12 protein-coding genes are annotated in these 19225 nt (G+C 64.2%); 8 read left to right on the top strand and 4 right to left on the bottom strand.

Going from position 1 to position 19225, the window contains the following annotated elements:
* The first annotated feature begins 40 nt into the window (after nucleotides 1-40).
* From LB515_RS11680 to LB515_RS11665, 4 genes are all read left to right on the top strand, one after another.
* Nucleotides 41-2176, top strand: coding sequence for a bifunctional metallophosphatase/5'-nucleotidase (locus LB515_RS11680; RefSeq protein WP_224707800.1), 2136 nt, complete (start codon nucleotides 41-43; stop codon nucleotides 2174-2176).
* A 145-nt stretch (nucleotides 2177-2321) separates the two neighbouring features.
* Entirely contained in the window at nucleotides 2322-3386 is a 1065-nt protein-coding gene (hemH, locus tag LB515_RS11675) for a ferrochelatase (RefSeq protein ID WP_224707799.1), read from the top strand.
* A 135-nt stretch (nucleotides 3387-3521) separates the two neighbouring features.
* Nucleotides 3522-4472 carry an SPFH domain-containing protein gene (locus LB515_RS11670; RefSeq protein WP_224543403.1) on the top strand — a complete coding sequence of 317 codons (951 nt, stop codon included), beginning with the start codon at nucleotides 3522-3524 and terminating at the stop codon, nucleotides 4470-4472.
* Between the two features lie 20 nt (nucleotides 4473-4492).
* On the top strand, nucleotides 4493-4957 hold the full coding sequence (locus LB515_RS11665; protein ID WP_095766329.1) for an NfeD family protein: 465 nt from the start codon (nucleotides 4493-4495) through the stop codon (nucleotides 4955-4957).
* Nucleotides 4958-5013: 56 nt separating this feature from the next.
* On the opposite strand, the gene LB515_RS11660 is transcribed toward LB515_RS11665, so the two are convergent.
* A complete protein-coding gene (locus LB515_RS11660; RefSeq protein ID WP_095766328.1) occupies nucleotides 5014-6015 on the bottom strand; it encodes an SIS domain-containing protein in 1002 nt (333 codons plus the stop codon).
* Between the two features lie 158 nt (nucleotides 6016-6173).
* Here LB515_RS11660 and LB515_RS11655 point away from each other — a divergent pair, with 158 nt between their 5' ends.
* Nucleotides 6174-7961 (top strand): outer membrane beta-barrel protein, encoded by a 1788-nt coding sequence (locus tag LB515_RS11655; RefSeq protein ID WP_224707899.1) that lies wholly within the window; start codon nucleotides 6174-6176, stop codon nucleotides 7959-7961.
* A 158-nt stretch (nucleotides 7962-8119) separates the two neighbouring features.
* On the opposite strand, the gene galU is transcribed toward LB515_RS11655, so the two are convergent.
* A complete protein-coding gene (galU, locus tag LB515_RS11650) occupies nucleotides 8120-9025 on the bottom strand; it encodes a UTP--glucose-1-phosphate uridylyltransferase GalU (protein WP_140842140.1) in 906 nt (301 codons plus the stop codon).
* A 235-nt stretch (nucleotides 9026-9260) separates the two neighbouring features.
* Here galU and LB515_RS11645 point away from each other — a divergent pair, with 235 nt between their 5' ends.
* From LB515_RS11645 to LB515_RS11635, 3 genes are all read left to right on the top strand, one after another.
* Nucleotides 9261-10481, top strand: a complete 1221-nt coding sequence (locus LB515_RS11645; protein ID WP_224707798.1) for a lytic murein transglycosylase — start codon at nucleotides 9261-9263, stop codon at nucleotides 10479-10481.
* Nucleotides 10482-10593: 112 nt separating this feature from the next.
* Nucleotides 10594-11811, top strand: a complete 1218-nt coding sequence (locus tag LB515_RS11640) for a DUF459 domain-containing protein (RefSeq protein WP_224707797.1) — start codon at nucleotides 10594-10596, stop codon at nucleotides 11809-11811.
* 120 nt (nucleotides 11812-11931) lie between these two features.
* Complete coding sequence (locus LB515_RS11635; protein WP_224707796.1) at nucleotides 11932-12339, top strand: MAPEG family protein; 408 nt, start codon at nucleotides 11932-11934, stop codon at nucleotides 12337-12339.
* A 41-nt stretch (nucleotides 12340-12380) separates the two neighbouring features.
* On the opposite strand, the gene LB515_RS11630 is transcribed toward LB515_RS11635, so the two are convergent.
* Both LB515_RS11630 and gltB read right to left on the bottom strand, forming a co-directional pair.
* Nucleotides 12381-13835 (bottom strand): glutamate synthase subunit beta, encoded by a 1455-nt coding sequence (locus LB515_RS11630; RefSeq protein ID WP_224707795.1) that lies wholly within the window; start codon nucleotides 13833-13835, stop codon nucleotides 12381-12383.
* 198 nt (nucleotides 13836-14033) lie between these two features.
* Nucleotides 14034-18770, bottom strand: a complete 4737-nt coding sequence (gene gltB, locus LB515_RS11625; RefSeq protein ID WP_224707794.1) for a glutamate synthase large subunit — start codon at nucleotides 18768-18770, stop codon at nucleotides 14034-14036.
* Nucleotides 18771-19225: the final 455 nt, after the last annotated feature.

The raw sequence follows: 19225 nt of genomic DNA, 5'->3' as shown, positions 1-19225 counted from the left end.
CGTTAAGCATATTCGAAGTCAGCTTATCCGGGAGACGATGATGAAGAAGATTGCCGCGATCCTAGCCCTGTCGGCCTCGGCGCTCGGCCTGTCGGCAGGCGCGTCTTTTGCCGACTACACGCTGAACATCCTGCATTTCAACGATTGGCACAGCCGCATCGAAGGCAACAACAAATACGAGTCGACCTGCTCCGCCGACGAAGAGACCAAGGGCGAATGCATCGGCGGCGCCGGCCGGCTGATCACGGCGATCGCTCAGGAGCGCAAGAAGCTCGAAGGCCAGAACGTGCTGCTGCTCAATGCCGGCGACAGCTTCCAGGGATCGCTGTTCTACATCACCTACAAGGGTGCGGCGGAAGAGGAATTCCTCAATCAGATCAAGCCCGACGCGGTAACGCTCGGCAACCACGAGTTCGACGACGGCGAGACCGCGCTGGTTCCCTATCTCGACAAGGCGAAGTTCCCGATCGTCAGCGCCAATGTCGTGCCCAACGACAAGTCCGGCGCCAAGGACAAGATCAAGCCTTCGATCGTCGTCGAGGTCGGTGGCCAGAAGATCGGCATCGTCGGCGCCGTCACCAACGACACGCCGGAACTCGCCTCGCCCGGCCCGAACATCGCCATCGCCGACGATGTCAAGTCGATCACGGCCGAGGTCGAGAAGCTCAAGGCACAAGGCATCAACAAGATCATCGCGGTCACCCATATCGGCTACAGGCGCGAGCGCGACGTCATAGCGAAAATCCCGGGTGTCGACGTGGTGGTCGGCGGCCACAGCCACACCCTTCTGTCGAACACCGATCCGAAGGCCGAGGGACCATACCCGACGATGGTCGACAACCCCGACGGTTACAAGGTGCCGGTGGTGCAGGCGGCGTCCTATTCGAAATATCTCGGCGAGTTCAAGGTCGTGTTCGACGACAACGGCGTCGTCAAGGAGGCGAGCGGCGCGCCGATCTATCTCGACAAGTCGATCACCCCCGATCCCGCCGTTCTTGCCCGCATCAAGGAGCTCGGCGCGCCCATCGAGGCGCTGAAGAACAAAGAGGTGGCCGAGACCACCAAGGCCATCGACGGCAGCCGCGAGAATTGCCGCGCGCGCGAATGCGAGATGGGCAATCTCGTCTCCGACGCCATTCTCGACCGCACCAAGGGCCAGGGCGTCGAAATCGTCATCTCCAATGGCGGCGGCCTGCGCGCCTCGATTGACCAGGGCACAGTGACTATGGGCGAGGTACTGACCGTGCTGCCGTTCCAGAACACGCTGGCCACTTTCAAGATCTCGGGCAAGGACCTGGTTGCGGGCCTTGAAAACGGCCTCAGCCAGATCGAGGACGGTGCCGGCCGCTTCCCGCAGGTTGCCGGCATCAAATACTCCTTTGACAGATCCGTCGCGGCCAATGCCGGCCGCGTCAAATCGGTCGAGGTGATGGAGAACGGCGCCTGGACGCCGATCAGCCCGGACAAGCAGTACCTCGTCGCCACCAACAACTACGTCCGCCAGGGCGGCGACGGCTACAAGGTTTTCGCCGACAAGGCGACCGACGCCTATGACTACGGCCCCGGCCTGGAGCAAGTGGTGGCCGACTACCTCGGCGCCCGCCGTCCCTACACGCCGAAGCTCGACGGCCGCATCACCGAGATTGCGGCAACGACGGCGGCGGCCGAGCCGGCCAAGCCTGCGGAACCGGCGAAGCCTGCCGAGACCGCCCCCGCCACCCAGGCGCCTGCGAACGGGGCAGCAAAACCAGCCGAGACGTCGCCGGCAAGCGGCGAGCCCGCCATGCCCGCTCCGCCTTCCGGTTCCAGCGACATTGCCGGCACGCCGCCGGCGGTTTCTACTGAAACCGCTCCGGCCGCGCCCACCGAGACCGCGAAGCCGGCAGAGAGCGCGCCCGCGGCGCCGGCCGCGGAACCGGCAAAGCCCGCCGAGACCGCCCCGGCAACGCCTGCTCCCGCAGCCGAGCCGGCCAAGCCGGCGCAGGCAACGCAGGCCGAAGCGAAACCGGCCGAGACCAGCCACACCGTTGCCGCCGGCGATACCTATTGGGACCTGGCCAAGAAAGCCTATGGCGACGCCACCAAGTGGAAGCTCATCTCCGAAGCCAACAAGGACTTTAAGCCGCGGCGCCTGCCGCTCGGCGCGACGCTGACCATTCCGCCTGCCGCGAAGTAACGCTCGGGCCGGGACTGATCGCACCCGTCCGGGCAACCGGGCGGGTGTTCCTTTTTGAGGTCCTGACGCGATAAGGTGCGGCCAGACGCAGCATTGAAAACCGGCAGGGCATCGCTAGGTTCCGCGGCGCTACCGGAGATTGTTGATGACCGTTGCCGACCCCACCGATGCCAAAGCCGCAAAGGCCGTCGGCCTGCCGCCGGCGCATGCCGCGCCGGTCAGGCCGGGCAAGATCGGCGTCCTGCTGGTCAATCTCGGCACGCCCGACGGCACAGACTTCCGGCCGATGTGGCGCTACCTGCGCGAATTCCTCTCCGACCCGCGCGTCATCGAGCTCAACAAGGCGATCTGGTATCCGATCCTGTATGGACTGGTGCTGACGACCCGGCCGAAAAAATCCGGCGCCAACTACGCCCGTATCTGGAACCGGGAGATGAACGAGTCGCCGCTGCGCACTTTCACCCGCGCTCAAGGTCAGAAGCTGGCCGCCGCACTTACCGACCTGCCCGATGTGGTGGTCGACTGGGCGATGCGCTACGGCAATCCCTCGACGGCAAGCGTCACTCAGAAGCTGGTCGACCAGGGCTGCGACCGCATCCTCACCTTTCCGCTCTATCCGCAATATTCGGCGACGACGACGGCGACCGCCAACGACCAGCTGTTCCGCGCGCTGATGAAGATCAGGCGCGCGCCGGCGATCCGCAGCGTGCCGCCCTATTATGACGAACCGGTCTATATCGACGCGCTTGCGCGTTCGATCGAGCAGCACCTGGCGACCCTCGATTTCGTGCCGGAGGTGGTGATCGCCTCCTATCACGGCATCCCCAAGCCCTATTCCGACAAGGGTGATCCCTACGGGACGCATTGCCTGGAGACCACGCGGCTGCTGCGGGCAAGGCTCGGCTGGGACGAGAACAAGCTCATCACCACCTTCCAGTCGCGTTTCGGCGCGCAGGAATGGCTGCAGCCTTACACCGATGTCACCGTCGAGCAACTGGCCAAGGACGGCGTGAAATCGATCGCCATCGTCAATCCGGGCTTCTCCGTCGACTGCATCGAGACGCTGGACGAGATCGGCCGCGAGGCCGCCGAAACCTTCCATCACGCCGGCGGCGAGAATTTTGCCCACATCCCCTGCCTCAACGACAGCGTCGAGGGCATGGCGGTCATCGAAGCGCTGGCGCGGCGCGAGCTTTCCGGCTGGGTGTGACCGGTTTCACCGACAGGCTCGAAACCGGTGCGCAAAAGCCTTCGCTAACCAATATTCCCGATCACCTGATTGTAACGCTGCGGAAACACACTTAAGTGATTCCGTGAGGTCGCCGCCTTTTGAGGGAGAAACGAAATGGGCTTCAGCGGTTTCGATATTGCCATCATTGTTCTTGTCTTCTTGGTCATCATCCTTCTTTTCAAAGGCATCAAGACGGTGCCGCAAGGTTATAATTACACGGTGGAACGCTTCGGCCGGTACACCAAGACGCTGACGCCTGGCCTGAACATCATCAACCCCATCTTCGAACGCGTCGGCGCCAAGATGAATATGATGGAGCAGGTGCTCGACGTGCCGACGCAGGAGATCATCACTCGCGACAACGCCATCGTCGGTGTCGACGGCATCGCCTTCTACCAGATCCTCAATGCCGCGCAGGCCGCTTATCAGGTGGCCGGGCTGCAGAACGCCATTCTCAACCTGACCATGACCAACATCCGTACCGTCATGGGCTCGATGGACCTCGACGAATTGCTGTCCAACCGCGACGCCATCAACGAGCGCCTGTTGCGCGTCGTCGACGAGGCGGCGCATCCGTGGGGCATCAAGATCACCCGCGTCGAGATCAAGGACATCAATCCGCCGGCCAATCTGATCGAATCGATGGGCCGCCAGATGACGGCCGAGCGCAACAAGCGCGCCCAGATCCTGGCCGCCGAAGGCCTCAAGCAGTCGCAGATCCTCGAGGCCGAGGGCCGCAGGGAAGCAGCCTTCCGCGACGCCGAGGCGCGCGAGCGCTCGGCCGAAGCGGAGGCCAAGGCGACGCAGGTCGTGTCGGAAGCCATCGCCAAGGGCGACGTGCAGGCGCTCAACTACTTCATCGCCCAGAAATATACCGAGGCGTTGACCAGGATCGGCTCGGCCACGAACAGCAAGGTGGTGTTGATGCCGCTTGAAGCCTCGTCGCTGATCGGAACGCTCGGCGGCATCGGCGAGATCGCCAAGGAAGTTTTCAGGAGTGAAGGTACGGCCGGCGCGCAGCGGCAGGCCGCACGCCCGCCGCTGGTTCGGCCGAACGAAACCTGAGATCATAGGAGGCTGCTCCCATGTTCGACCGTATCGTTTCCGAACTCGGCCCGTGGAACTGGATGGTTCTGGGCTTCGTGCTCCTGGTGATGGAGATCGTCGCGCCGGGCGTCTTCATGCTGTGGATCGGCATCGCCGCGCTCATCGTCGGCGCCGTGTCGCTGGCGATATGGGACGCCGCTTTCTGGACCTGGCAGGTGCAGGTGCTGGCGTTCCTGATCCTGTCGCTGATCTCGGCTTTCGTCGGCAAGAAACTGATGGCCGGCCGCCACGACGATGCCGACCAGCCGCTGCTCAACCGCCGCGGCGCGCAGATGGTGGGCAAGCTGGCGACGCTGGCCGAGCCGATCAAGGACGGCCGCGGCCGCATCAAGCTCGGCGACACGCTGTGGCGCGTTTCCGGTCCTGACCTCCCTGCCGGCACGCAAGTGCGCGTTGTCGGCGCCGCCGACACCGACCTGGAGCTGACGGTCGAGGCGGCTTGAACCGAGACAGGTATCGGACGGGCTGAGACTAAGGCAATTCCTGGAAAAGTGCGTGGCTAGGCTGCGCCAATGCGCAGCAGGTCGTGGAAGTGAACTACGCCCACCGGCATTTTGTCTTTGGTCACGACCAGCGCGCCGATATTGTGCTCGTTGAGCATGGCGATCGCCGTGCCCGCCAGCGTCTGCGGATCGATCGTCTTGGGCGTGCGGGTCATGACCTCATCGACGGTCACGTCGGCCAGATTGCGATGCAGATTGCGTGCAACGTCGCCGTCGGTCACGATCCCGACCAGTTTGCCGCTCGCATCGACAATGCAGACGCACCCGACTTTCTTCTGCGACAGCGTCATCACCGCTTCCGGCATCTTGGTGCCGAGCAGGGCGAGCGGCACCTGATCGCCGGTCCGCATGATCTCCGACACCAGGGTCAGGTTGGCGCCAAGCTGCCCGCCGGGGTGCAAGGTTCGGAAGTGATCCGGCGTGAAGCCCCGCGCTTCGAGCAGAGCGATGGCCAACGCGTCGCCCAGTACGAGTTGGAGAAGCGTCGATGTCGTCGGAGCCAGCCCGTGCGGACAAGCCTCGGGCACGACCGGCAGCAGCAAGACCACATCTGCCGCACGCGCCAGCGCCGAGCTCTCGCCGGAAGTAATGGCGATCAGCGGGATGGAAAAACGCCTCGAATAGGCGACGATGCCCATCAATTCCTTGCTTTCGCCCGACCACGACATGGCGATGATGGCGTCGTCCTTGGCGATCATGCCGAGATCGCCGTGATTGGCCTCGGCGGGATGGACGAAAAAGGCTGGCGTGCCGGTCGAGGCAAGCGTCGCGGCGATCTTGGCGCCGATATGGCCGCTCTTGCCGACGCCGGTGACGATGACGCGGCCCTCGATCCGCGAGATCAGGTCGATCGCGGCGGCAAAAGGCTCGGTCAGCCCGTTTGCGAGCGCGGCGGCCAGGGCCGCCACGCCGGTCTGCTCCGTCGCCACCGTTCTCAGCGCCGATTCGATCACGGCCTGCCTGTCCGGCTGCTTTCTTTCTGGGGACCCCGCATGCATGGCGCAAGCGATTAGCGCTTTGCCGCGCCCCTGTCCAACGGAATTGCCTTCAACCTCCGATTGGGAGCCCAGAGGCGGCTCTCTCAACCCTCCGTTAACCATCCGCATTTACGGTTCGGTAAGGATGGCGCAACCGCGCCGCGCAAGCAGTGGTGACGATGTCCGGGGGCCAGCCAGAAACGAAAATCGGTCGGAAAAGCCTTGCCGTTGCAGCACTGCTGCTGACGGCAAGCGCGCTTGCCTTGCTGCGTCCCGCGCCGGCATTCTCGCAGGAAACCGAGCTGCGCGGCGAGGTCTCCGAATCGGCCATACTCGCCGACCAGCAGCGCAAGGCCAGGCGGGCGCAGGGATCGCAGGGGCAGACCCCGCCCGCCGCCGCTGCCGTCCAGGACACGGCATCGACGACCTACCAGCCGTCAAGCCCCGGCGCCGTTCCCGATGACGATCAGACGGCGGGCGCGACGGACAGCATCTTCGATCAGCCGCAGGCAACGGACGATCCATTGGCCGACACGAAGGCTCTGGTAAAACCCCGCCGACCTTCGACGGCAAAGCAGCGTGCTCAGGACGCCAAGGCCGGTGCCAAAACCGCCGACAAGAAAAAGGCCAAGAAGAAAACCGGCGAAGCGACGGACAGCACGACCACCGCCGCGACCGCCGGCACAGGCAACCGGACCGACGCCACCGCCACCGGCGATGAAGACGGCAGCAACCGCCGTGCCGTCACCATCGACAGCGTCGACAAGCAGAAGCTGGACCCCGGTCAGGAGCGCACCGCCTCCATCGAAGGCCGGAAAGTCAAGCCGGAGGAGGATCCCTTCGCCGCGCCGGGCATCAAGGTCGGCACCTTTCTCTTCCGGCCGACACTCGAGCAGGGCTTCACCGCGACCTCCAACGCCGATTCCAGCAGCACCGGCAAATCGGCGGTTCTGTCCGAGACGGCGCTGCGCTTCACCGCGACCTCCGACTGGCGCGAGAATTCGGCTTTGATCACCGGCTACGGCCAGTTCCGCAACACCGTCTCTGGCCAGAAGATCAACGACGCGCAGGCCCGTATCGAGGGCCAGCTCAATGTCGACCTCGACAACGAGCTGCGCGCCATCGCCAAGCTGGGCTACGAGGCCGCGCCGGAATCGGCCTCCTCGCCGGATGCGATCGCCGGTGTCACCCAACAGCCGCTGCGCCAGACCGTCGACGGCAGCGTCGGTCTCGAAAAGAGCGTCGGCAAGATGCGCTACGCGCTGACCGGCGCGGTCTCGCATGATTTCTACGGCGATGCCGAGCTCTCCGACGGCACCACCGTTTCACAGAAGGACCGCGACTCCACGCTCTACACCGCAATCTTGCGCACCGGCTACGAGATTTCGCCGGCGCTGACGCCGTTCACGGAAGTCGAGGCCGGGCGGCGCCTCTATGACCTGCGCGTCGACACCGACGGCTTCAAGCGATCCTCGACCAGGCTTGGCGCGCGCGCCGGGCTCGAGCTCGACATGGGCGAGAAGCTGTCCGGCGAATTTTCCGTCGGCTGGCTGCGCGAGGCGATCGACGACAACCGCCTTCCGGCGGTAGCGGGTCCGAGCATCGATGCCGACCTCAAATGGTCGCCCGAGCGCGGCACCACTATAGGCCTGACCGGCAAGACCAGGGTCGAAACAACCACGACGGCTAATGAGAGCGGCGATATCCTCTACTCCGGCCGTCTGACCGGCGAGCGCCAGATCCGCGCCAATCTGACGGCGAACTCGGCGCTCGGCCTCGACTGGCGCGATTACACCGGCTCCGACGGCCACGATTTGATCCTGAGCGCCGAGGCCGGGCTGACCTGGTGGTTGAACCGCTATGCCGGGGTCACCACCAGGGTAAGGACGGAGAAGCTGACCAGCAATCTGCCTGGCCGGGACTATACGACCAACAGTGTCTATCTCGGCCTGAAGGTCCAGCGCTGAAGGGCAGCAACCGCCAAGCCTATGCCGAGATTCAGGTCAGGCCGAGTCGAGAACGGTGGCTTCCGAGAACCGGAGCGGAGCGTACTCAAAGTACGTGAGCACCGGAAGCGCAGGAAACTGCCGTTCGCAGACCGGCCTCACCTGAATATCGGCATAGGCTAGGACGCGGCGCCGCGCCGCTCTACCGGCCGCACCTCGTCCAGCAGCGTGCGGATGACGCCGGCCATGCTTCCGTTCATGTCGCTACGCCAGAGCGCGAAGGCGACATTGGCCTCGACGAAACCTTCCGGCGAGCCGCAATCGAACGTGCGCCCCTTGTAGTGATAGCCGTAGAAGGGCTGCTCTTTCTCCAGCTTCAGCATCGCGTCGGTCAGCTGAATCTCGTTGCCGGCGCCACGCTCCTGGCTCTCCAGGATGCCGAAGATTTCCGGCTGCAGGATGTAGCGGCCGTTGATGTAAAGATTGGAGGGCGCGGTCCCCTGTTTCGGCTTCTCCACCATGCCGGTGATGCGGAAGCCGTGATGCGCGTCCTCGCCGCGGCCGACGATGCCGTATTTATGCGCTTCCGCCGGATCGCATTCCTGCACGGCGACGATATTGTTGCCGGTCTCGGCATAGAGTTCGACCATACTCCTCGTGCAGCTCTTTTCCGACTGCATGATCATGTCCGGCAAAAGCAAGGCGAACGGCTCCTCGCCGACCAGCTCGCGGGCGCACCAGACGGCGTGGCCAAGGCCCATCGGCACCTGCTGGCGCGTGAAGCTCGTCTGTCCCGGCGCCGGCTGAAGCCGCTGCAGGCGGGCGAGCTGATCGTCCTTGCCGCGCTGGGCAAGCGTGTCATACAGCTCGAACTGGACGTCGAAATGGTCCTCGATGACCGCCTTGTTGCGTCCGGTCACGAAGATGAAATGCTCGATGCCGGCCTCACGTGCCTCATCGACCACATATTGGATGACCGGCCGGTCGACGACGGTGAGCATTTCCTTCGGGATGGCCTTGGTGGCCGGAAGAAACCGCGTGCCGAGGCCGGCGACCGGGAAAACTGCCTTGCGAACGCGCTTCATGCTGACACCCCCTGCGTTTCAGCCAATTATCCGCTCGGCGGCACGCTCCGCAATCCCCCAAACATTTCCCGACGGAAATCATTTTCACGCCGGAATGTTGGATTAAGGGCGAGCAGTGAACGTGAGAACTAAAAGCCGCGACACCTCTTTTCGTTCCCCGCGGGACCTATGGTAAACCAAATGCTAACCCGGTTCGGCGTTGAATGATCTTCCTGATTTGACGAAGGAGGAAATGATGTCCGTTCGCAACACCGCGAGGCGCCTGACGGCACTGGCGACGGCCGCCGGCCTCACGCTGGCCTTGCTGATGCCCGCCGGACCCGCTTTCGCCGATGCCGGATTCCGCCAGTGGGTCTCGGATTTCCGCGCAACCGCGGTGGCGGGCGGCGTTTCGGGCGCGGTCTACGATCGGTCCATGAGAGGCATCGAGCCCGACCCGGTCGTGCTGGAAAAGGCCCGCACCCAGCCGGAATTCACCGCGCCCGCCTGGGACTATTTCGACAACCGCGTGCACGACCAGGCAGTCGCCAACGGCCAGGCGATGGCGAAGAAATGGAGGCCGTGGCTCGATCGCATCGAGGCGCGGTTCGGTGTCGACCGCAACATCCTTTTGGCCATCTGGTCGATGGAATCGAACTATGGCGAGACGCTCAAGCGCGACGACATCATGCGCAACGTCGTCCGCTCGCTGGCGACGCTTGCCTATGGCGATCCGAAGCGGTCGAAATATGCCCGCACCCAACTGATCGCGGCCTTGAAGATCCTGCAGACCGGCGACATCGACGAAAGCCATCTGATGGGCTCCTGGGCAGGTGCGATGGGCCAGACCCAATTCATCCCCACCAGCTACCAGCGCTATGCGGTCGACATGGACGGCAATGGCAAGCGCGACATCTGGAGTTCGATCCCCGACGCGCTGGCGACCTCCGCCAATCTGCTCAAGAAGAACGGCTGGCAGGCCGGCAAGACCTGGGGCTATGAGGTCTCCATACCAGCCGGCAAATTGCCCGGCGGCGCAAAGACGATCGCCCAATGGCAGGCGCTCGGCGTCGTCAGGGCCAGCGGCAAGCCGTTCAAGAACCTGACCGACAAGGCGACGTTGAAAGTGCCGGACGGCCGAGGTGGACCCGCCTTCCTGATGATCAGGAATTTCTCTGTCATCAAGGCCTACAACAACGCCGACAAATACGCTCTGGCCGTGGGCCTTCTGGCCGACGAGATCGCCGGCGGCACCGGCCTGGTTCAGGACTGGCAGCGGCCTTTCACCAAGCTCAGCTTCGAGGAACGGCAGGAACTGCAGAAGCGGCTTTCAGATCACGGCTACTATGACGGCAAGTTCGACGGCAAGATCGGCGATGGCTCGAAAGCCGCCATCATGGCCTACCAGGCCAAGGTCGGCTTGAACCAGGATGGCTATCCGAGCCTGGAAGTGCTCAAATGGCTCCGCAAGCAGTAAAGCCTGGGGAAGCGCCAGCATCCTCTCAAAGACGGCAAGGATGCTGTAGCGCTTCGGCTTGCGCATGACTTTCCCACGTCTTTCGGTCATGCGCCAAGGGATGGAGAGGTGTTTGGTTTCGGTTGCGCGTATCAGGCAGGGCATTCGCCGGGCGCCGATCCTGTTTCTCGCCCTGGCCGTGCTCGTCGTCACTGCCGCGGGCGCTTTCCACGCACCGGCATTCGCGCAGGAGGAAAGCCGCGGCTGGTCGTTGCGTGACCTTCTGTTCCCGCGCCGCAGCGAACGCGTCGAGCCACCATTCGAAATCCAGAAATCAAGGCCGAAACCGAAGAAGAAATCCAAGCCGCGCCCGCCGGCCGAGCCGGAAACGCCGATCGTCGAGAAGACGAACGACGCCCATGTCGTGCTGGTGGTCGGCGATTTTCTGGCGGGCGGGCTGGCCGAGGGCCTGGACACCGCCTTTGCCGACAATCCCGCCGTCAGGATTGTCGCCCGCGCCAACGGGTCGTCGGGCTTCGTTCGCGACGATTTCTATAACTGGCCGGTCGAGATCAAGTCGCTGATCGAGACCGAGAAGCCGTCGGCCGTGATCGTCATGCTGGGCTCCAATGACCGCCAGCAGATGCGGGTCGGCGAGGTGCGCGAGCAGCCGCGCTCGGAGAACTGGACCAAGGAATACGAGCGCCGCGCCGATGCGCTCGGCAAGGCCATCCAGGACACCAAGGTGCCGTTCCTGTGGGTCGGCATGCCGGCTTTCGGTATGTCGAAGATGAACTCGGACATGCTCGCCTTCAACGACATCTACCATTCGGTCGCCGAAAAGCATGGCGGCGAATTCGTCGACGTCTGGGACGGCTTCGTCGACGAGAACGGCGCTTTCGTCACCTCCGGCCCGGACATCAACGGCCAGCCTGTTCGCCTGCGTTCCGATGACGGCATCAACGTCACAAAGGCCGGCAAGCGCAAGCTCGCCTTCTATACGGAAAAGCCGCTGGCGAAGATCCTGGGCTTGGCGGCGCCGGGAAGCGTCACGACCGTGTCGGCGCCGGCCGGAGCTCCGGTTGAGGCGCCGAAGCCGGCCGCGGCGCCCGTCATCGTCGACCGCACCGCGCCGATGCTTCTCGGCGACCCGGCGCTCGACGGCGGCACCGAGCTGCTCGGCGCCGCGCAGCCGGCCAGGGCCGATCCGAACCTGCCAGGCGAAAAACTGATCGTCGAAGGCAAGGCGCCCGCCGCCTCGCCCGGCCGCGCCGACGATTTTTCGTGGCCGCCGAAGACGCAGCCGGCGACAGCAGCCGTCGAGTCGGACTCCACGCCCGCCAGCCCTTAATCGACGTCCATCGGATTCGTCGGGATGAGATCACCCTTAGATCGTCCTGCGCGAAAGCGATTTCACGCCAGGCCGAACAATGGCATTGTTCTATCCCGCTGGGATTACAGGGGGGCGAACATGTCGGCGACGGGCTATGCCTTGCTTGGCTTCGTAACTTGGACCCTCCTCCTGCTTGTATGGATGGAGATCCTGCGCACCCATCTTGTGGTGAGCGGCCGCATCCCGGCAAATGGCTTCACGCCGGATAACGCAAGTCTTTCGCCCTTTTTGCAGCGGCTTGCGCGAGCCCACGCTAATTGCATTGAGGGACTCCCGATATTCGGTGGCCTCATGGGCGTGGCCATGATGACTTCGCGGACGGGGATCACCGACCCCCTTGCATACTGGTTTATCGCCGCGCGGCTAATCCAGTCGGCCATTCATCTGGCGTCGACAAGTCCAAACGCGGTCAAGGCTCGATTTTCCGCGTTCGCGATCCAGATGGCCATCGGCCTCTACTGGGCGGTAAAGCTGCTGGTCGGTTAGGCGCTTCAAGAAGCTTACGGGTCAGTGAGTGCTTTGAAGCCTTACCGCGGCAGCACCGTCGATCCCATCAGCGCCTCGTCGATCGAGCGCGCCGCCTGGCGGCCCTCGCGGATCGCCCACACCACTAGCGACTGGCCGCGGCGCACGTCGCCCGCCGCATAGAGCTTGTCGACGCTGGTCCTGTAGTCGCGATCGTTGGCCTCGACATTGTTCGAGCGGCGGCTGTCGGTGACGACTTTGATCTTGCCGTCGAGCTCCTTCATCAGGCTGCCGCCCGCCGGACCGGCGAAGCCGATGGCGATGAAGGCGAGATCGGCCCGGATGACGAACTCGCTGCCGGCGATCGGCTTGCGCTTGTCGTCGACCTCGCAGCAGCGAACACCGGTCAGCTGGCCTTCCTCGCCGATGAACTCGAGCGTCGCCACCTGGAATTCGCGCTCGGCGCCCTCGGCCTGCGAGGAGGACGTGCGCATTTTCGTCGCCCAGTAGGGCCAGACGGCAAGCTTGTCTTCCTTCTCCGGCGGCTGCGGGCGGATGTCGAGCTGCGTCACGCGCACCGCGCCCTGGCGGAAGGCGGTGCCGATGCAGTCGGACGCGGTGTCGCCGCCGCCGACGACCACGACATGCTGGCCACCGGCAATGATCGGGTGCGAGGGCCAGGCCACCGACTGGATCGGCTCGCCGCCGACGCGACGGTTCTGCTGCACCAGATAGGGCATGGCGTCATAGACGCCGCTGAGATCGCTGCCCGGAATGCCGGCCGGACGCGGCGTCTCCGACCCGCCGCAATAGAGCACGGCGTCGAATTCCCCGAGCAGATCGGCCGCTTTCATGTCGACGCCGACATTGACGCCGCAATGGAAGGTCACCCCCTCGCCCTGCATCTGCTCGATGCGCCGGTCGATATAGTGCTTCTCGATCTTGAAGTCCGGTATGCCGTAGCGCATCAGCCCGCCGGGGCGGCTTTCGCGCTCATAGACATGCACGTCATGACCGGCGCGGCCGAGCTGCTGCGCCGCTGCCATGCCGGCCGGGCCTGAGCCGATGACGGCAACGCGCTTGCCGGTCTTCTTCTCCGGCGGATAGGGCCGGATGTGGCCGGTCTCATATGCCTTGTCGGCGATCGCCTGCTCGACCGTCTTGATGGCGACCGGAATGTCCTCGAGATTCAGCGTGCAGGCTTCCTCGCAAGGCGCGGGGCAGATGCGGCCGGTGAACTCCGGGAAATTGTTGGTCGAGTGCAGGTTGCGGATCGCGCTGTCCCAGTCGCCATTGTAGACGAGGTCGTTCCAGTCCGGGATCTGGTTGTGGATCGGGCAGCCGGTCGGCCCATGGCAGAACGGAATACCGCAATCCATGCAGCGCGCGGCCTGTTTCTCAACCTCCTTGTCAGACATCGGCAGCGTGAATTCGCGGAAATGCCGGATGCGGTCGGAGGCCGGCTGGTACTTGTGCACCTGCCGGTCGATCTCGAGAAAGCCTGTTACCTTGCCCATAGTCCAGTCCCTGCTGTCCGAAGGCACGCTTTTGCAGCGCACCCGTTAACCCCATAAGGCTGCCATGGCAACCGCACCTTATTGGAGCATGATCTTCGCCGAAAAATCGGTTCCCACTTTTCGGGGTCATGCTCGCGGGTCAGGATTGTTGGTGAGGATGCCGGCCGGAAAGTCATCTTCCCGGCCGTGCCCGAAAACTTATTCCGCCGCCACGCTCATGCGCATGCGTTCCATCTCGATCAGTGCGCGGCGATACTCCACCGGCATGATTTTCCGGAATTTCGGCCGGAAGTTCTGCCAATCGTCGAGGATTTCGCGGCCGCGTACCGAACCGGTGAAATGCACGTGGTTTGAGATCAGCTGGTAGAGCCGTTCCTCGTCATGGCTGGTCATGTCGCCCGACACGTCGACGCGGCCCTTGTGGTCGAGGTCGCCGCCGTGATGGAGCAGCTTCTCCATCAGGTCGTCCTCTTCCGGAACCGGCTCGAGCTCGACCATCGCCATGTTGCAGCGCTCGGCGAAATCGCCCTTCTCGTCCAGCACATAGGCGACGCCGCCCGACATGCCGGCCGCGAAGTTGCGCCCGGTCTTGCCGAGCACGACGACGATGCCGCCGGTCATATATTCGCAGCCATGGTCGCCGACGCCTTCGACGACGGCCGCCACGCCGGAATTGCGCACGGCGAAACGCTCACCGGCGACGCCGGCGAAATACGCCTCGCCTTCGGTGGCGCCGTAGAGCACCGTGTTGCCGACGATGATCGAGTCCGCCGCGACGATCTTGGCCTCTTGCGGCGGCCGGATAACGATGCGGCCGCCCGACAGGCCCTTGCCGACATAGTCGTTGCCGGCGCCGACCAGCTCGAAGGAGACGCCGCGCGCCAGGAAGGCGGCGAAGGACTGGCCGGCGGTGCCGGTCAGCTTCACCTTGATCGTGTCCTCGCGCAGGCCCTTGTGCTTGAAACGCTTGGCGACTTCACCCGACAGCATGGCGCCGACAGAGCGGTCGACATTGCGGATCGGCAGCTCGATGGTGACCGGCTGCTTGGCGTCCAGCGCCGGCTTCGCCAGCTCGATCAGCTTGCGGTCGAGCACGTCGTCAATCGGATGCTTCTGCCGCTCGGTCCAGTGCAGCGCCTCATGCGGCGCGTCCGGCTTGAAGAACATCTTCGAGAAATCGAGCCCGCGCGCCTTCCAGTGTTGGATGACGTCGCGCTTTTCCAGGAGATCGGTGTCGCCGATGATCTGGTCGATATGGGTGAAGCCCATGTCGGCAAGCAGCGCTCGCACCTCTTCCGCCACGTAGAAGAAGAAGTTGATGACGTGCTCCGGCGTGCCCTTGAAGCGCTTGCGCAACACCGGGTCCTGCGTCGCCACGCCGACCGGGCAGGTGTTGAGGTGGCACTTGCGCATCATGATGCAGCCGGCCGCGATCAGCGGTGCGGTCGAGAAGCCGAACTCGTCGGCGCCGAGCAGCGCGCCGATGATGACGTCGCGCCCGGTGCGCAGGCCGCCATCGACCTGCAGCGCGACGCGCGAGCGCAAGCCGTTGAGCACCAGCGTCTGATGCGTTTCGGCAAGGCCCATTTCCCACGGGCTGCCGGCATGCTTGAGCGAGGTCAGCGGCGAAGCGCCGGTGCCGCCGTCATAGCCCGAGATGGTGATGTGGTCGGCGCGCGCCTTGGCGACGCCCGCCGCGACCGTGCCGACGCCGACCTCGGACACCAGCTTGACCGAGACATCGGCCGCCGGATTGACGTTCTTCAGATCGTAGATCAGCTGCGCCAGATCCTCGATCGAATAGATGTCGTGATGCGGCGGCGGCGAGATCAGGCCGACGCCGGGCGTCGAGTGCCTGACCTTGGCGATGGTCGCGTCGACCTTGTGTCCGGGCAGCTGGCCGCCCTCGCCGGGCTTGGCGCCCTGCGCCACCTTGATCTGCATGACATCGGAATTGACCAGATATTCCGCCGTGACGCCGAAGCGGCCCGAGGCGACCTGCTTGATCGCCGAGCGTTCCGGGTTCTTGCCGCCGCCGGGCAGCGGCAGATAGCGGTCGGCCTCTTCGCCGCCCTCGCCGGTGTTGGACTTGCCGCCGATGGCGTTCATGGCGCGCGCCAGCGTGGTGTGCGCTTCCCTGGAGATCGAGCCGAACGACATCGCCCCGGTCGAGAAGCGCTTGACGATCTCGGCCGCCGGCATGACGTCCTCGATCGCGACCTTCTTGCGGCCGGTCTCTTCCGCTGTTCTGATCTTGAACAGGCCGCGAATGGTCTGGGCGCGCGCGGTCGCGCTGTCGATCTGCGCCGAATAGTCCTTGAACGTGTCCCATGAGCCCTGCCGCACGGCGTGCTGCAGGCTGGCGACCGCATCGGGCGACCACATATGCGCCTCGCCGCGCATGCGGAACATGTATTCGCCGCCGACCTCAAGATTGTTGCGCAGCACCGGATCGCTGCCGAAGGCGTCGCTGTGGCGGCTGAGCGTCTCGGTGGCGATCTCATCCAGGCCGACGCCTTCGATCAGCGTCGCCGTGCCGGTGAAATACTTCTCGACGAAGTCCGACTTCAGCCCGATGGCGTCGAAGATCTGCGCGCCGCAATAGGACTGGTAGGTCGAGATGCCCATCTTGGACATCACCTTGAGGATGCCCTTGCCGATCGACTTGATGTAGCGCGAGACCACCTCGTATTCGTCGACCTCTTCCGGCAGCTCGCCGCGCTTGTGCATGTCGAGCAGCGTGTCGAAGGCGAGATAGGGATTGATCGCCTCCGCGCCGTAACCTGCCAGGCAGCAGAAATGATGCACCTCGCGCGGCTCGCCGGATTCCACCACGAGGCCGACCGCGGTGCGCAGGCCCTTGCGGATCAGGTGATGGTGCACGGCCGCCGTCGCCAGCAGCGAGGGAATGGCGATGCGGTCCGGGCCGACCTGGCGGTCAGACAGGATAATGATATTGTAGCCGCCGGCGACCGCCGCCTCCGCGCGCTCGCAGAGCCGGTCGATGGCGCCTTGCATGCCGGCGGCGCCCTCGTTCGAGCCATAGGTGATGTCGATCGTCTTGGTGTCGAAACGGTCCTCGGTGTGGCCGATCGAGCGGATCTTCTCCAGATCGCCATTGGTCAGGATCGGCTGGCGCACCTCGAGCCGCTTGCGGCGCGACGTGCCGACGAGGTCGAAGATGTTGGGCCGCGGTCCGATGAACGATACCAGGCTCATCACCAGCTCCTCGCGGATCGGGTCGATCGGCGGGTTGGTGACCTGGGCGAAGTTCTGCTTGAAATAGGTGTAGAGCAGCTTCGACTTGTCCGACATCGCCGAGATCGGCGTGTCGGTCCCCATCGAGCCGACGGCTTCCTGGCCGGTGGTGGCCATCGGCGCCATCAGAAGCTTGGTGTCTTCCTGCGTGTAGCCGAAGGACTGCTGGCGATCGAGCAGGCTGACATCCTTGCGCAGCGCGCGCGGCTCGACCGGCTTCAGATCTTCCAGGATCAGCTGCGTGTTGGCGAGCCAGGTCTTGTAGGGGTGCCTGGTCGCGATCTCCGACTTGATCTCCTCGTCGGAAACGATGCGGCCCTTGGCGAGATCGATGAGCAGCATGCGGCCGGGCTGCAGCCGCCACTTCTGCACGATCTTTTCCTCCGGCACCGGCAGCGCGCCGGCCTCCGACGCCATGATGACGCGGTCGTCGTCGGTGACGATATAGCGCGCCGGGCGCAGGCCGTTGCGGTCGAGCGTGGCGCCGATCTGGCGGCCGTCGGTGAAGACCACCGCCGCCGGTCCGTCCCACGGCTCCATCAGCGCCGCATGGTACTCGTAGAAAGCCTTGCGGTCGGCGTCCATGAGCTTGTTGCCGGCCCAGGCTTCCGGGATCAGCATCATCATGGCGTGGGTGAGCGAGTAGCCGCCCTGGAACAGGAACTCGAGCGCGTTGTCGAAGCACGCCGTGTCCGATTGGCCTTCATAGGAGATCGGCCAGAGCTTCGAAATGTTGTTGCCGAACAGCTCGGAATCGACCGAGGCCTGGCGCGCCGCCATCCAGTTGTTGTTGCCGCGCACGGTGTTGATCTCCCCGTTATGCGCGACCATGCGATAGGGATGCGCCAGCTTCCATGACGGGAAGGTGTTGGTCGAGAAGCGCTGGTGAACCAGGATCAGCGCCGTCTCGAAACGCGGATCCCTGAGGTCCTTGTAATAGGCGCCGACCTGATAGGCCAGGAACATGCCCTTGTAGACGATGGTGCGCGCCGACAGCGACACGCAATAGGCGCCGACATCCTTGTTGTCGTTCTCGGCATAGATGCGGCCCGAGATCACCTTGCGCAGCAGGTAAAGCCGCGCCTCATATTCCTCGTCGTCCGGGATGTCGGCCGTGCGGCCGATGAACACCTGCCGATGGAACGGCTCGGACGCCACGATATCCGGCGCCTTCGACAGCGACGAATTGTCGACCGGCACGTCGCGGAAGCCGATAAGCGGCAGCCCTTCCGACTGCGCGGATTCGGCGATGATCTCTTCGATATGGGCGCGCAGCGCCGCGTCCTGCGGCATGAACCAGTGGCCGACGCCATATTGGCCGGCCGGCGGCAACTCGACGCCCACGACCGCCATTTCTTCGCGGAAGAAAGCGTCCGGGATCTGCACCAGCACGCCGGCGCCGTCGCCGACCAGCGGATCGGCGCCGACGGCGCCGCGATGGGTGAGGTTTTCCAGCATCGCCAGGCCGTCCTCGACGATCCCGTGCGATTTCACGCCCTTCATGTTGGCGATGAAGCCGACGCCGCAGGCGTCGTGCTCGTTGCGCGGATCATAGAGGCCCTGCGCGGTCATGCCGTTGGCGGTTCGCAGCCCTTTGGCCAGGACGGTATTTTTAACGGCTGCCGCTTTCGTCTGCGCGGCCCGGCCGTTGATCGCAGATGGCGTCAGTTCCGTCATCGTCCTATCCTCCGTTCTCCACCTTGGCCCCGACTGTCTCAGGACGCTGGTTTGCCTTGGGAAGCATGATGCTTCCCCTTCATGTTGCTGCACGTCTCGCGAAATCCACCGAACCAAACGGCTATACGCCCGGTTCGCATCCGGTATCGTACAGGCCAGAGCCGGGCCGTCTACCCGCCGCTCGCGACAATGGCCGGAATGGCAGCGATGATACGCCAGTCCGGCCTGTTTTGTGCGACAAAATAAGACAGCACTACTGTCCTAAATTTTTTATGGCAGAAATCAGACAGTCGCACAAGACCGATTCACAAAAAACTTGGGCGTGCCACGACACAAAATTTCGTGAAAGGCGCCGGAAACGCAAGCTTTGATCCAGGCATTTTGGCGTCGATTGCTGGCTTCACCGCTTTGCCGACGATTGGCCCTTGCGCTTCGACTGCCGAAGCGGTCAAGTC

The organism is Mesorhizobium sp. CA15 (assembly GCF_020165215.1).
Classification (GTDB): Bacteria; Pseudomonadota; Alphaproteobacteria; order Rhizobiales; family Rhizobiaceae; genus Mesorhizobium.
The sequence above is the reverse complement of the archived record's forward strand: the minus strand, read 5'-3'. Positions and strand labels throughout refer to the sequence as shown.